Here is a 13384-nt window from a genome sequence, read left to right on the forward strand (position 1 = left end):
CGCGGCACCCAGGTGTGAAGCCTGCGCCACGTTCGCCCACGTATTCGTTTCATATCTGAACACGCTCAAGAGCATGCGCGGGACCTGGCCAGGCCAGTCGTCCCCGGTACTGGAGAAATAAAGCATGAGCAACTGGTTGGTAGACAAGCTGATCCCTTCGATCATGCGATCGGAAGTGAAGAAAAGCTCGGTGCCCGAAGGCCTGTGGCACAAGTGCCCGTCCTGCGAAGCAGTGCTGTACCGTCCGGAGCTGGAGAAGACCCTCGACGTCTGTCCCAAGTGCAACCACCACATGCGCATCGGCGCACGTGCGCGCCTGAACATTTTCCTTGACGAAGACGGCCGCGCCGAACTGGGCGCCGATCTGGAACCGGTCGATCGCCTGAAATTCCGCGACGGCAAGAAGTACAAGGATCGCCTCACCGCAGCGCAGAAGCAGACAGGTGAAAAGGACGCGCTGATTTCCATGAGCGGCACCTTGCTGGGCATGCCCGTGGTGGCCAGCGCCTTCGAATTCTCGTTCATGGGTGGTTCCATGGGTGCCATCGTCGGCGAGCGCTTCGTGCGCGCTGCCAACTACGCCCTGGAAAACCGTTGCCCGATGATCTGCTTTGCCGCTTCCGGTGGCGCACGCATGCAGGAAGCGCTGATTTCGCTGATGCAGATGGCCAAGACCTCTGCAGTCCTGGCGCGGTTGCGCGAAGAAGGCATTCCGTTCATCTCGGTGCTGACCGACCCGGTCTACGGTGGTGTCTCCGCCAGCCTGGCGATGCTGGGTGACGTGATCGTTGCCGAGCCCAAGGCGCTGATCGGTTTTGCCGGCCCACGGGTAATCGAGCAGACCGTGCGCGAAAAACTTCCGGAAGGCTTCCAGCGCAGCGAATTCCTCATCGAGCACGGCGCGATCGACATGATCATTTCGCGCCAGGAACTGCGTCCGCGCCTGGGCAGCCTGCTCGCCCAGTTCATGGGCTTGCCGACGCCTACCTACGTCGCTGCCCCGATCGAGCCGATCGTGGTTCCGCCGGCGCCCGCCAACGTATGACCGAGCGCAGCCTGAGCCAGTGGCTCGCCTATCTGGAGCAGCTGCACCCTTCGGCCATCGACATGGGCCTGGACCGTTGCCGCGAAGTCGCGCAGCGCCTGGGCTTGAGCAAGCCAGCCGAGCGTGTGGTCACGGTGACCGGCACCAACGGCAAGGGTTCGACCTGCGCGTTCATCGCGGCCCTGATGCAGGATCGCGATCTGAAAGTGGGGGTCTACGCCTCGCCGCATCTGCTGCGCTACAACGAACGGGTCCTGATCGACGGCCAGCAGGCTACCGATGCCCAGCTGTGCGAGGCGTTCACTGCCGTTGAGGCCGCACGCGGCGCCACTACCCTGACCTATTTCGAGATGGGCACCCTGGCCGCGCTCTGGTTGTTCCAGCGCGCCGGGCTGGATGCCGTGGTGCTGGAAGTGGGGCTGGGCGGTCGACTCGACGCGGTCAACCTGGTGGATGCAGACGTGGCCGTGGTCACCAGCATCGGTCTGGACCATGCCGAGTACCTGGGGGATACCCGCGAGTCGGTGGCGTTCGAAAAGGCCGGCATCCTGCGCGCTGGCGTGCCGGCACTGTGTGGCGATATCGACCCTCCGCAGCCATTGCTCGAGCAGGTTGCCGCGCTGGATTGCCCGTTCTATCTGCGCGGCCGCGACTACGATTTCACCGCGCAGGGCGATCATTGGTCGTGGCGTGGGGTGGATGTCGAAGGCTACCCGGTCGAGTTGCTGTCGTTGCCGCTGCCCAGCTTGCCGCTGGAAAACGCCGCGCTCGCCCTGCAGGCCTACGTGGCGCTCGATCTGCCGCGCGACGCTGCACGTATGGGTTGGGCGCTGGCGCACACCCGGGTGGCCGGCCGCCTGGACCGCCATCGTGTGAGTTACGCCGGCAAGTCGGTCGACATCCTGCTGGACGTGGGCCACAACCCGCACGCCGCTCGCTTTCTGGCCGAGCGTCTGGCGCGTCAGCCCTTGGCGGGCCGGCGTCTGGCAGTGTTTGGTCTGCTCGCCGACAAGGATCTGGTCGGGGTCGTCGAGCCTCTGACAGCCGTCATCGCGCACTGGGCGGTCGCACCGCTGAAAACACCGCGCAGCCGTCCGGCCGCCGAGCTCGATGCCGCGCTCCTGAACCTTGGCGCTGACACGACGTCTCATGGCAGCCTCGCCGATGCGCTCGAAGCGCAGTGCGAAGCCGCAGGCGAGGGTGACGAGATTCTGGTGTTCGGCTCGTTCCACTGTGTCGCCCAGGCCCTGAAATGGATGTATGGCAACGTAGAACGGGAGAACGTGGATGGCATTGCCCAATAAGGTGTTCAAGCAGCGCATGATCGGCGCCCTGGTGCTGATCGCGCTGGCGGTGATTTTCCTGCCGATGCTGTTTTCGCGGGAGGATCAAGCCGTGCGCCAGGTTCAGGTGCAAGCTCCGGCAGCGCCGCAGGCACCGGCAGCGCCTCAGGTGCAGGTCGAGCCAGTTGCCGTGCCCGAGCCGCAGATCATCGAGACAGAGCCGGTTCCAGCGCAGGTCGCGACACAGGCTGCCCCGCCTAGCCAGCCGATCCAGTCGGTGCCTGCAGCGCCTGCCGCACCTGTGAAGAAGCCGGTGGAATCGGTGCAGCCTTCCGCGCCCATCGCTGCCGCCAAGGTGCCACCGGTCGCCAAGACGGACACCGCCAGCAAGATCGACCCCAACGGGCTGCCGGTCAGCTGGTCCGTGCAATTGGCCAGTCTGTCCAACCGCGCCGGTGCCGACACCTTGCAGAAGAGCCTGCGCGCGCAGGGCTACAACGCCTACGTGCGTACGGCCGATGGCAAGAACCGGGTATTCGTCGGCCCGCTGGTCGAGCGCGCCGAGGCCGAGCGTCTGCGTGACGTGATCAACCGCCAGCAGAAGCTGCAGGGGTTCGTGGTGCGTTTCGAACCCGAGCGCGGCTGAGTCTTCGTTAGACGCGAGGCCGTGTCGCTCCCTTCGCGGCCGCTGACCGCTCCCACAAGGGATCGCGGTTGAATGTGGGAGCGGGCAGCGGCCGCGAAAAGCGCGCCGCGGTGGATCGGGTCTACCGCCGTCGCTCCCTCCGCGGCCGATGACCGCTCCTACGGGGATCGCGGTTGAATGTGGGGGCGATCAGCGCCTGCGAAAAGGGCGCCGCGTACCCTGCGACAATCGCTGCTTACCCCCGCGCCCGCGCTCTGCTAAAATGCGCCGCCTTATCCGTATGCAGGCCGCACTGTGGCATTTACCTGGGTTGACTGGGCGATCATCGCGATCATCGCCATCTCCGCACTGATCAGCTTGACACGCGGCTTCGTCAAGGAAGCCCTGTCGCTGGTTACGTGGATAGTCGCAGGTGCCGTGGCCTGGCTGTTCGGCGGTTCCCTCGCCGGTTACTTCGAAAACTACATCCAGACCCCATCCGCGCGCGTCATCGCCGGATGTGCCGTGCTGTTCGTGGCCACCTTGCTGGTCGGCGCCATGGTCAACTACCTGATCGGCGAGCTCATTCGCGTCACCGGGCTGTCGGGCACCGACCGCTTTCTGGGCATGGTCTTCGGCGCCGCGCGCGGTGGCCTGCTGGTGGTGGTGGCTGCCGGGCTGATGAGCCTGGGGCCGGTTCAACAGGATGCCTGGTGGCAGGAATCACGTCTCCTGCCGCAATTTCTTTTGGTTGCTGACTGGTCGAAAAACCTCATTCTGGGGATGTCCAGCCAGTGGCTCGCCAGCGGAATCAGCGCACCGGCTGACATTCCGTTCAAGGAACACCTCTTGCCGGCCAACAAGGCGCAGTGAGTGGTGCTCAGTTCAGATTCATTAAGTAGGGGTTGCGTCGCATGTGTGGCATCGTCGGTATCGTCGGTAAGTCGAACGTCAATCAAGCGCTGTATGACGCGCTAACGGTCCTCCAACACCGCGGCCAGGATGCTGCCGGTATCGTTACCAGTAGCGATGGCAAGTTGTTCCTGCGCAAGGACAACGGGCTGGTACGGGACGTTTTCCAGCAGCGTCATATGCAGCGGCTGGTCGGGCACATGGGCATTGGCCATGTGCGCTATCCCACGGCGGGCAGCTCGACCTCGGCCGAGGCCCAGCCGTTCTACGTCAACTCGCCCTATGGCATCACCCTGGCGCACAACGGCAACCTGACCAACGTCGAGCAGCTGGCCAAGGAAATCTACGAGTCGGACCTGCGCCACGTCAACACCAGCTCGGACTCCGAAGTGCTGCTCAACGTGTTCGCCCACGAACTGGCCGTGCGCGGCAAGCTGCAGCCCACCGAGGAAGACGTGTTCGCGGCCGTGACCGACGTGCACAAGCGCTGCACCGGTGGCTACGCGGTGGTGGCCATGATCACCGGCTACGGCATCGTCGGTTTCCGTGACCCGCACGCGATCCGTCCGATCGTGTTCGGCCAGCGCCACACCGACGAAGGCGTGGAATACATGATCGCCTCCGAAAGCGTGTCCCTTGACGTGCTCGGCTTCACCCTGATCCGCGACCTGGCGCCGGGCGAAGCGGTGTACATCACCGAAGACGGCAAGCTGCACACCCGTCAGTGCGCACCCAACCCGCAGTACGCACCGTGCATCTTCGAACACGTCTATCTGGCGCGTCCGGACTCGATCATCGACGGTATCTCGGTGTACAAGGCGCGCCTGCGCATGGGCGAGAAGCTGGCCGACAAGATTTTGCGCGAACGCCCCGAACACGACATCGACGTGGTCATCCCGATTCCGGACACCAGCCGCACTGCGGCTCTGGAGCTGGCCAACCACCTGGGCGTGAAATTTCGCGAAGGCTTCGTCAAGAATCGCTACATCGGTCGTACCTTCATCATGCCCGGCCAGGCCGCGCGCAAGAAATCGGTACGCCAGAAGCTCAATGCCATCGAGCTGGAGTTCCGCGGCAAGAACGTGATGCTGGTGGACGATTCGATCGTCCGCGGCACCACCTGCAAGCAGATCATCCAGATGGCCCGCGAAGCCGGCGCCAAGAACGTCTATTTCTGCTCGGCTGCTCCAGCCGTGCGCTACCCGAACGTCTACGGCATCGACATGCCGAGTGCGCATGAGTTGATTGCGCACAATCGCAGCACCCAGGAAGTGGCCGATCTGATCGGTGCCGACTGGCTGATCTACCAGGACCTGCCCGACCTGATCGACGCGGTCGGTGGTGGCAAGGTCAAGATCGAGAACTTCGATTGCGCGGTGTTCGACGGCAAGTACGTCACCGGCGATATCGACGCGTTCTATCTGAACAAGATCGAGCAGGCGCGCAACGACTCCAACAAGAGCAAGTCGCATGCGGTCAGCGCGATCATAGACCTCTACAACAACTGAATGGGAGCGACGGCATGACACAGGAATGGGATGCCGGGCGACTGGATAGCGATCTCGAAGGGGTGTCGTTCGACACCCTGGCGGTTCGCGCCGGCCAGCACCGCACGCCGGAAGGTGAGCACAGCGACCCGCTGTTCTTCACTTCCAGCTATGTTTTCCGTACTGCGGCCGATGCCGCGGCGCGTTTTGCCGGTGAAGTGCCGGGCAATGTCTACTCGCGCTACACCAACCCCACCGTGCGCTCCTTCGAGGAGCGCCTGGCGGCTCTGGAGGGCGCAGAGCAGGCGGTCGGCTTCGCCACGGGCATGGCGGCGATCACCGCCGTGGTCATGAGCCTGTGCAGCGCGGGCGACCACGTATTGGTCTCACAGAGCGTGTTTGGCTCGACCATCAGCTTGTTCGAGAAGTACTTCAAGCGCTTTGGCATCGAAGTGGACTACGTGCCATTGGCCGACGTCAGCGGCTGGGAGCGGGCCATCAAGGCCAATACCAAGCTGCTGTTCGTCGAGTCGCCGTCCAACCCGCTGGCCGAGCTGGTCGACATCACCGCCTTGAGCGCCGTGGCCCAGGCCAAGGGCGCCATGCTGGTGGTCGATAACTGCTTCAGCACGCCGGCGCTGCAGCAGCCGCTGGCGCTGGGTGCCGACATCGTCGTGCACTCGGCAACCAAGTTCATCGACGGTCAGGGCCGTTGCATGGGCGGCGCCGTGTGCGGTCGCAGCAAGGAAATGAACGAGGTGCTGGGCTACCTGCGCACCGCTGGCTCTACCTTGAGCCCGTTCAACGCCTGGATCTTTCTCAAAGGCCTGGAAACCCTGAACCTGCGCATGCGTGCCCATTGCGCGAGCGCGCAGGTGCTGGCCGAGTGGCTGGAAGCGCAGGAGGGCATCGAGAAGGTGCATTACTCGGGCCTGCCGAGCCATCCCCAGCATGAGCTGGCCAAGCGTCAGACCAAGGGCTTCGGTGCCGTGGTCAGTTTCGAGGTCAAGGGAGGCAAGGAGGGCGCCTGGCGTTTCATTGATGCGACTCGCTTGATCTCGATCACTGCCAATCTGGGCGACAGCAAGACCACCATTACCCACCCGGCCACCACGTCGCACGGGCGCTTGTCGCCGGCCGAGCGCGAAGCGGCAGGGATTCGCGACAGCTTGATCCGGGTGGCGGTAGGGCTGGAAGACGTTGGCGACCTGCAAGCCGATCTGGCGCGTGGGTTGGCAGCGTTGTAAGCGCTGAAGGCCTCTTCGCGGGCAGAGGGCTCGCCGACCGCCTCGCTCCCACACAAACCCAGTTCATCTGAGGATCCTGTGGGAGCGGGCTCTGCCCGCGAAGAGGCCCGCAAGGTTTCACAAGCTCTGACATTTAACACCTTTTTCAAAAAAACTTCATACAGGGTATTGACTTAGGTTCGGTACCTGCGTAAATTTCGCGGCCTCAGCGAAGCAAAGGGTGATTAGCTCAGCCGGGAGAGCATCTGCCTTACAAGCAGAGGGTCGGCGGTTCGATCCCGTCATCACCCACCATTTCGTTAGAATGCAGCTGAGAACGCAACAAAGAGCAACACGTGCTGAAGCATGAGAGCACACACTGCGCAGCGGTAGTTCAGTCGGTTAGAATACCGGCCTGTCACGCCGGGGGTCGCGGGTTCGAGTCCCGTCCGCTGCGCCATTTTATACACTGATTCGGTTCGCCGGGTCAGCGATCGAGAACCTCGAAGTTCTTGGTCAACAGGTTTCAAACGGACGCAAGTCCGAGCGATACGCAGCGGTAGTTCAGTCGGTTAGAATACCGGCCTGTCACGCCGGGGGTCGCGGGTTCGAGTCCCGTCCGCTGCGCCATACAAAGCCTCGAGGCCCTTGAACTCCTCGAAGCAAACAAAGAAAGCGACCTTCGGGTCGCTTTTTTTGTGTCTGGATTTTTTCGAGACTCAGTCCTCCTGCACGTTGGAAGCCAGGCTTAGTTGGAAACCATCCTCCCCGGCTTGACCTGCGTTGACGAGCCTTGCCTGATAGATGCTGTCTGGCGAGTAGGCTTTCAGCTCGACGGTGTCGTAATCGAACAAGTGCATCTCGTGTCCCCCATGACGCAACCCGGCGTATGCCGATCCTTGAGCGCCAATGGTGTGGAAGCCTGGGGACTTGGGTGTGTTTATCATGAACTCCCAGTGACTGCCACGATCAGGAACATAGTTCGCTGAAAAAGTCACACCCCGGGCAGTTTCGAAAATCTGTACATCTTTGAAAACGACCTGTCTGTTTGGAAACTCGCTGGCGTATCTGGCAGGGATATGACTGAACTCAACTGTCAGGTCCGCGACGCTGCCTACGCTGTTCTTCTGATCTCGTTTGACGGTAGAAAAATCAAACGGCTTCAAGTCTTTGGCGTTCATGCTGCACCTCGTATTCAATGAATAAGTTGTTTTAATCATTACCGGTGTTGCAAGCGCAGGGCGTGACCCCCGGTTAAAAAAAGTTAAGCACATACTGAGAACTTCGACACGCAGAAGTATGAATATGATTTTTCATATTTAACGTGTGTGAATTATTATTTAGTTCAGCGTTTCCTCAGTGTCGCTTGTTAGTTTTCAACAGGTTTCAACGAGTGCCGCCGGATAGGCTCGAGCCTGCTGCGCTCAAAGAAAATGGCGCATTCGGCGCTGGCCGTTGTCTGAGCGTTATCCCTTCAGTCGCGCACCGGTGCCCCGTCCCATGAGCAGCAAGAACCCCTGTATCAGCGTCTGCAAGTTCACTGACGAGACGTGTATTGCCTGTGGCCGCACCAAGCCTGAGTGCAAGGCCTGGAAGAAGATGGACAAGGACGAGCGGCGCGACGTGAACGCACAGGCGGTGCAGCGCCTGAAAGACATGAAAGGCACCGCCAAGCGGAAAAAGAAGAAAGCCTGAAAAAATCGGCTAGCCTTTGATGCGCAGGCGCTGTGTTGCGCGTATCATTCGCGGCCCTCCGGCGCGCCTGCGCCGAGCAGTATTCAATTCGACCCACCGGGAGGTGCTTACGATGAAAGATCTCGATCAGCAAGACGGCAGCCAGGAAATCGGCCCCGCCGGCGAAAAACTGCAGAAAGTATTGGCCCGTATCGGCGTGGGTTCGCGCCGCGACGTCGAGGCGTGGATCAGCGAAGGCCGAATCAAGGTCAACGCCAAGGTCGCGACCCTCGGCCAGCGCGTCGACCTGCACGACGCCATTACCGTCGATGGCAAGGTGATCAAGCGCGAAGAAGCCTCGGAAACCGTGCGCCGCGTGATCATCTACAACAAGCCCGACGGCGAAATCTGCACCCGCGACGACCCCGAAGGCCGCCCGACCGTATTCGACCGCCTGCCGCGCCCGCGCGAAGGCCGCTGGATCAACGTCGGCCGCCTGGACATCAACACCACCGGGCTGCTGATGTTCACCACCGACGGCGAGTTGGCCAACCGCCTGATGCACCCCTCGTTCGAAATGGACCGTGAGTACGCGGTGCGCGTACGCGGCGAAGTCGACGACGACATGCTGCTGCGCCTCAAGAACGGCGTGATCCTCGAAGACGGGCCCGCCCGCTTCACCGATATCCAGCAGGCACCGGGTGGCGAAGGCTTCAACCATTGGTACCACTGCGTGGTGATGGAAGGCCGCAACCGCGAAGTGCGTCGCCTGTGGGAGTCCCAGGGGTTGGTGGTCAGCCGCCTGAAGCGTGTGCGCTTCGGCCCGGTATTCCTCAATTCCGACCTGCCGATGGGTCGTTGGCGCGAGCTGACACAGGGCGAAGTCGATACCCTGAGTGCCGAAGTGGGCCTGACCGCCGTGGCCATGCCGTCGATGACCACCAAGACCAAGGACAAGCTGGAGCGCATGCAGCGCAAATCCTCGCGCCCGATGGGCCGCGGCGAGCGCGTACGCACCTTGCGTCCGGCCCACGACGGCGCGCCGTCCACCGATCAACGCCCGGCTCGCCAGCCACGCGGCGATTCGGCGCCGTCCAGCGAGCAGCGTCCAGCCCGTCAGCCACGTGGTGATTCGGCTCCGGCTGCGCGCAAGGACAGCGGTCGTGGCAGTGCCGTGGCCGAGCGTCCGGCGGACATGAACAAGCGTCCAGCCAGGCCTGCGGGCAAGCCGGGTGCCAAGCCCGCGGCAAAGCGTCCGGGCATCAAGCTGGTGGACGACGCGCCGTCGGGCAACCGTCGCGGCCCGGCCGCTGGCACCGGTCAGCGTCCCGGCTTCGGCCGTCGCAAGCCCAAGCCTGAGTAAGGACAACTGATGTCCACGTGCGCCAACCTTCCAGGGTTGGCGTTTTTTTGTGAGGTGTCGGTGGGGGCCTCTTCGCGGGCAGAGACCCGCTCCCACAAGGTTTGCCTGCGGCGGACCATTGCACTCTTGATACCTCGAACGTCGAAGAAGTGACTTCTCCCTGATGACTGAACCAAACCAGCTCAAGCGTGGGCTGAAGAATCGCCATATCCAATTGATCGCTCTGGGCGGAGCCATCGGTACCGGGCTGTTCCTGGGCTCCGCGGGCGTACTCAAGTCCGCCGGGCCGTCGATGATCCTGGGCTATGCCATTTGCGGTTTCATTGCCTTCCTGATCATGCGCCAACTGGGCGAGATGATCGTCGAGGAACCGGTCGCCGGCTCTTTCAGTCATTTTGCCCACAGCTACTGGGGCCGCTTTCCTGGTTTCCTGTCCGGCTGGAACTGCTGGGTGCTGTACATCCTGGTAGGCATGTCCGAGCTGACCGCCGTCGGCAAGTACGTGCATTACTGGTGGCCGGAAATACCCACCTGGGTCTCCGCTGCGGTGTTCTTCCTGATGATCAATGCTATCAACCTGACCAACGTCAAGGTGTTCGGAGAGACCGAATTCTGGTTCGCCATCATCAAGGTCGCGGCGATCGTCGGCATGATTGCCCTGGGCAGCTATCTGCTGGTCAGCGGTGACGGCGGCCCTCAAGCCAGTGTCAGCAACCTCTGGGCGCACGGTGGTTTCTTTCCCAACGGTGTAGGCGGGTTGGTCATGGCCCTGGCGATCATCATGTTCTCCTTCGGTGGCCTGGAAATGCTCGGCTTCACGGCAGCCGAGGCCGACAGCCCGAAGACGGTGATTCCCAAAGCCATCAACCAGGTGATCTACCGCATTCTGATCTTCTACATTGGCGCGCTGGTGGTGCTGTTGTCGCTGACCCCGTGGGATGGCCTGCTGGCCAGCCTGAACGCGTCGGGCGACGCCTACAGCGGCAGCCCGTTCGTCCAGGTGTTCTCGATGCTGGGCAGCGACACGGCCGCGCACGTGCTCAACTTCGTGGTATTGACGGCAGCGCTGTCGGTGTACAACAGCGGCACCTATTGCAACAGCCGCATGCTGCTGGGCATGGCCGAGCAGGGCGACGCGCCGCGTGCACTGGCCAAGGTGGATGGCCGTGGGGTGCCGGTTCGGGCGCTGCTGGTGTCGGCGGCGATTACGCTGGTGGCGGTGGCCTTGAACTACTTCGTACCGCAGCAGGCGCTCGAACTGTTGATGTCGCTGGTAGTGGCGACCCTGGTGATCAACTGGGCGATGATCAGCTACTCGCACCTCAAGTTCCGCCAGCACCTGCAGCGCCAGGGCCAGGTGCCGTTGTTCAAGGCGTTGTGGTATCCGTACGGCAACTACCTGTGCCTGGCGTTCGTGGCGTTCATCCTGATCATCATGCTGATGATCCCGGGCATCCGCGTGTCGGTGTATGCCATTCCTCTGTGGATCGGCGGGATGTACTTGTGCTATCGCCTCAAGTCGAACCCCTCGTCCTGACCGGAGCGCTGCATGCTGGAAATCTCCAACGCCGTCCATCTGCCCGACGCTGAAATCGAACTCAGCGCCATCCGCGCGCAAGGCGCGGGTGGGCAGAACGTCAACAAGGTTTCCAGCGCGGTGCACCTGCGCTTCGACATCGGCGCTTCGTCGCTGCCGCCGTTCTACAAGGAGCGCCTGCTGGCGCTGCGCGACAGCCGGATCACCGGCGATGGCGTCATCGTCATCAAGGCGCAGCAGTTCCGAACCCAGGAGCAGAACCGCGCCGACGCCCTGCAGCGCCTGCGCGAGTTGATCCTGCTGGCCACCAAGGTGGAGAAGAAGCGACGGCCGACCAAGCCCACGTTGGGCTCCAAGACTCGCCGCCTGGAAGGCAAGACCAAACGCGGGGCGATCAAGGCCGGGCGTGGCAAGATCGACTTCTAGGTCATCCCGCTGTAGATCATTCAGCTTTAGATCATGCCGTTCTAGACCAGCTTGTCCTCCGGCGGTGGCAGGCTGGCCGCCTGCCTGTACAGATAGAAGGTCAAGCCCAGGCCGGCGCACGCAGCCACGGCGGCGAACAGGAAGATCGCACTGAAGCCATAGCCTGCGGCGATGGCGCCCGCCACCGGCCCGGTGATGCCCAGCGACATGTCGATGAACAGTGAGTAGGCACCCACCGCCGCACCGCGGCTGGACGCCGGCACCAGGTTGACCGCCTCGACGCCGAGCGCCGGAAACACCAGGGAAAATCCGAACCCGGTCAATGCCGCGCCAGCCATGGCCAGCTCCTGGCTGGGCGCCAACCACAGCAGCAGCAAGCCCAGGGTCTCCACGCTCAGACAGACGATTGCCACCCGAAAGCCACCCAGGCGGTTGATCAGGTTGCCGAACAAGAGCCGGGCAAGGATAAAGCTGCCACCGAACAGGCTCAGGCACAGCGCCGCGTTGTCCCAGGCATTGCTGGCGTAGTACAGGGTAATGAAGGTGGCGATGGTACCGAAGCCGATACCGCCCAGGGCCAGCCCGGTACCGTGGGGCAGCACGCGGCCCAGCACGTGCAGAAACGGCAGGCGCTCGCCGGCCACGACTGGCGCGGGCAGCTTGTTCCAGGCCAGGGCGATGCCCAGGCCTGCAAGCACGATGATGCTTGCGCCCATGCTCCACAGGCCCAGGTGCTTGACCATCAGCACACCCAGTGGCGCACCGATGGCCAGCGCGCCGTAGCTGGCAATGCCGTTCCAGGAGATGACCTTGGCAGTGTTGGCCGCCCCGACGCGACCGATTCCCCAGCCAATGGAACCGGAGCCCACCAGGCTTTCTGCCGATCCGAGCAACACTCGACCCACCAGCAGGCTGGCCAGGCTCAGTGCCGGCCAGCTTTGCAACCAGCCGGCCAGCAGCATGAACAACCCGCTGATGCCGCAGCCGACCAACCCGTAGATCACGGCCTTCTTGCTGCCCAGGTTGTCGATGATCTTGCTCGCCTGGGGGCGGCTGAGCAGGGTGGCCAGGTACTGAACGCTGATGACCAGCCCGGCAATGACCGCGCCGTAGCCCAGGTCGCTGTGGACGAAGCCCGGCAATACCGCCAGCGGGATGCCGATGCTCAGGTAGCCGATGAAGGTGAACAGGACGATGGAGACGACTTGCAGCGTGACCGTCATGGAGCGCTGGGCGTGAGGCATGGGCAGATCCGTCGCGGAAGCAGGTGATGGGCGCAGGTACAGGCAGGCTGGCTGGGTGTCCGGCGCACACGAGAAATAAAGACAGGCTTACGTGACGCTCATGATAGAGGCACGAGGCACAAAAAGAGAGATCGGGATGGGTGGTGCTTGCTGATGCGGGTGCTGGCGGGGTCACCCGGTTGCGGGCCAGCAGCGGGGCCGCAGCCCCGACGCCGGGAGGGGTTCAGCTGTTCGAACAGCCATTGCCCATGACCTGATATTCCATGATGTGTCGCTTGCCCTGCGAGTCTTCGTAGGTCAATCGCGCCGGAACCACCGCGCAGACGTTGGGAATCGCCGAAGTCGAGATCACGTGAGCAATATCGGGGTGCTGCGAATACTCATAAGGTTCCACTGTCGTTTTTTCGGTGGCAGCCGTGGTGGTTTCATCGGCCAGGGCCATGCCGCTCGCGCCGATCAGCGCCAGAATCAAAAAAGCTTTCATGTCGGTTTTCCTGTTTTGCAGTCGTCAGGGTGCACGCGGCCCTTGTGAGGTCACGTGTGAAACTTGAGAGTGGGAAAG

General features: G+C 62.7%; 13 protein-coding genes and 3 tRNA genes. 13 read left to right on the forward strand and 3 right to left on the reverse strand.

Features of this window, described 5'->3' with window-relative positions:
• The first annotated feature begins 124 nt into the window (after window positions 1–124).
• From accD to IFT98_RS05370, 9 genes are all read left to right on the forward strand, one after another.
• Window positions 125–1045: an acetyl-CoA carboxylase, carboxyltransferase subunit beta gene (gene accD, locus IFT98_RS05330; protein ID WP_122476414.1), complete on the forward strand. Its 921-nt coding sequence runs from the start codon at window positions 125–127 to the stop codon at window positions 1043–1045.
• The gene (folC, locus tag IFT98_RS05335; protein WP_192047669.1) at window positions 1042–2349 is read left to right on the forward strand and encodes a bifunctional tetrahydrofolate synthase/dihydrofolate synthase; all 1308 of its coding nucleotides are present in this window, start codon (window positions 1042–1044) and stop codon (window positions 2347–2349) included. The genes accD and folC overlap by 4 nt, the downstream gene beginning before the upstream one ends.
• Window positions 2333–2974 carry an SPOR domain-containing protein gene (locus IFT98_RS05340; RefSeq protein ID WP_192047670.1) on the forward strand — a complete coding sequence of 214 codons (642 nt, stop codon included), beginning with the start codon at window positions 2333–2335 and terminating at the stop codon, window positions 2972–2974. The genes folC and IFT98_RS05340 overlap by 17 nt, the downstream gene beginning before the upstream one ends.
• A 294-nt stretch (window positions 2975–3268) precedes the next feature.
• Window positions 3269–3826 (forward strand): CvpA family protein, encoded by a 558-nt coding sequence (locus IFT98_RS05345; protein ID WP_122795031.1) that lies wholly within the window; start codon window positions 3269–3271, stop codon window positions 3824–3826.
• Between the two features lie 41 nt (window positions 3827–3867).
• Complete coding sequence (purF, locus tag IFT98_RS05350) at window positions 3868–5373, forward strand: amidophosphoribosyltransferase (protein WP_122476407.1); 1506 nt, start codon at window positions 3868–3870, stop codon at window positions 5371–5373.
• Window positions 5374–5387: 14 nt separating this feature from the next.
• A complete protein-coding gene (locus IFT98_RS05355; RefSeq protein WP_192047671.1) occupies window positions 5388–6599 on the forward strand; it encodes an O-succinylhomoserine sulfhydrylase in 1212 nt (403 codons plus the stop codon).
• Window positions 6600–6817: 218 nt separating this feature from the next.
• Window positions 6818–6893, forward strand: a tRNA-Val gene (locus IFT98_RS05360).
• Between the two features lie 68 nt (window positions 6894–6961).
• Window positions 6962–7038 (forward strand) — tRNA-Asp (locus IFT98_RS05365).
• 93 nt (window positions 7039–7131) lie between these two features.
• Window positions 7132–7208, forward strand: a tRNA-Asp gene (locus IFT98_RS05370).
• 89 nt (window positions 7209–7297) lie between these two features.
• Here IFT98_RS05370 and IFT98_RS05375 read toward each other — a convergent pair.
• Window positions 7298–7759: a hypothetical protein gene (locus IFT98_RS05375; RefSeq protein WP_192047672.1), complete on the reverse strand. Its 462-nt coding sequence runs from the start codon at window positions 7757–7759 to the stop codon at window positions 7298–7300.
• Window positions 7760–8078: 319 nt separating this feature from the next.
• On the opposite strand from IFT98_RS05375, the gene IFT98_RS05380 reads away from it, so the two are divergent.
• From IFT98_RS05380 to arfB, 4 genes are all read left to right on the forward strand, one after another.
• The gene (locus IFT98_RS05380) at window positions 8079–8273 is read left to right on the forward strand and encodes a DUF1289 domain-containing protein (protein WP_122476402.1); all 195 of its coding nucleotides are present in this window, start codon (window positions 8079–8081) and stop codon (window positions 8271–8273) included.
• 112 nt (window positions 8274–8385) lie between these two features.
• Complete coding sequence (gene rluB, locus IFT98_RS05385; RefSeq protein WP_122800928.1) at window positions 8386–9615, forward strand: 23S rRNA pseudouridine(2605) synthase RluB; 1230 nt, start codon at window positions 8386–8388, stop codon at window positions 9613–9615.
• Between the two features lie 163 nt (window positions 9616–9778).
• Complete coding sequence (locus tag IFT98_RS05390) at window positions 9779–11152, forward strand: amino acid permease (protein ID WP_122713948.1); 1374 nt, start codon at window positions 9779–9781, stop codon at window positions 11150–11152.
• Window positions 11153–11164: 12 nt separating this feature from the next.
• Window positions 11165–11578: an alternative ribosome rescue aminoacyl-tRNA hydrolase ArfB gene (arfB, locus tag IFT98_RS05395; RefSeq protein WP_192047673.1), complete on the forward strand. Its 414-nt coding sequence runs from the start codon at window positions 11165–11167 to the stop codon at window positions 11576–11578.
• 41 nt (window positions 11579–11619) lie between these two features.
• Here the strand turns inward: arfB and IFT98_RS05400 are convergent, their stop codons facing one another.
• Window positions 11620–12822: an MFS transporter gene (locus IFT98_RS05400; protein ID WP_192047674.1), complete on the reverse strand. Its 1203-nt coding sequence runs from the start codon at window positions 12820–12822 to the stop codon at window positions 11620–11622.
• A 223-nt stretch (window positions 12823–13045) separates the two neighbouring features.
• Window positions 13046–13306, reverse strand: a complete 261-nt coding sequence (locus IFT98_RS05405) for a DUF2790 domain-containing protein (RefSeq protein ID WP_122476393.1) — start codon at window positions 13304–13306, stop codon at window positions 13046–13048.
• Between the last annotated feature and the right edge of the window lie 78 nt (window positions 13307–13384).

The organism is Pseudomonas sp. CFBP 8770, from assembly GCF_014841705.1.
Lineage (GTDB): Bacteria > Pseudomonadota > Gammaproteobacteria > Pseudomonadales > Pseudomonadaceae > Aquipseudomonas.

Bases quoted from the DNA above. Each gene is read 5' to 3' on its own strand.
- IFT98_RS05375 (WP_192047672.1), bottom strand. From the start codon at position 7,759: ATGAACGCCAAAGACTTGAAGCCGTTTGATTTTTCTACCGTCAAACGA.
- IFT98_RS05380 (WP_122476402.1), top strand. From the start codon at position 8,079: ATGAGCAGCAAGAACCCCTGTATCAGCGTCTGCAAGTTCACTGACGAG.
- IFT98_RS05355 (WP_192047671.1), top strand. From the start codon at position 5,388: ATGACACAGGAATGGGATGCCGGGCGACTGGATAGCGATCTCGAAGGG.
- rluB (WP_122800928.1), top strand. From the start codon at position 8,386: ATGAAAGATCTCGATCAGCAAGACGGCAGCCAGGAAATCGGCCCCGCC.
- IFT98_RS05400 (WP_192047674.1), bottom strand. From the start codon at position 12,822: ATGCCTCACGCCCAGCGCTCCATGACGGTCACGCTGCAAGTCGTCTCC.
- accD (WP_122476414.1), top strand. From the start codon at position 125: ATGAGCAACTGGTTGGTAGACAAGCTGATCCCTTCGATCATGCGATCG.
- purF (WP_122476407.1), top strand. From the start codon at position 3,868: ATGTGTGGCATCGTCGGTATCGTCGGTAAGTCGAACGTCAATCAAGCG.
- IFT98_RS05405 (WP_122476393.1), bottom strand. From the start codon at position 13,306: ATGAAAGCTTTTTTGATTCTGGCGCTGATCGGCGCGAGCGGCATGGCC.
- IFT98_RS05340 (WP_192047670.1), top strand. From the start codon at position 2,333: ATGGCATTGCCCAATAAGGTGTTCAAGCAGCGCATGATCGGCGCCCTG.
- IFT98_RS05390 (WP_122713948.1), top strand. From the start codon at position 9,779: ATGACTGAACCAAACCAGCTCAAGCGTGGGCTGAAGAATCGCCATATC.
- folC (WP_192047669.1), top strand. From the start codon at position 1,042: ATGACCGAGCGCAGCCTGAGCCAGTGGCTCGCCTATCTGGAGCAGCTG.
- arfB (WP_192047673.1), top strand. From the start codon at position 11,165: ATGCTGGAAATCTCCAACGCCGTCCATCTGCCCGACGCTGAAATCGAA.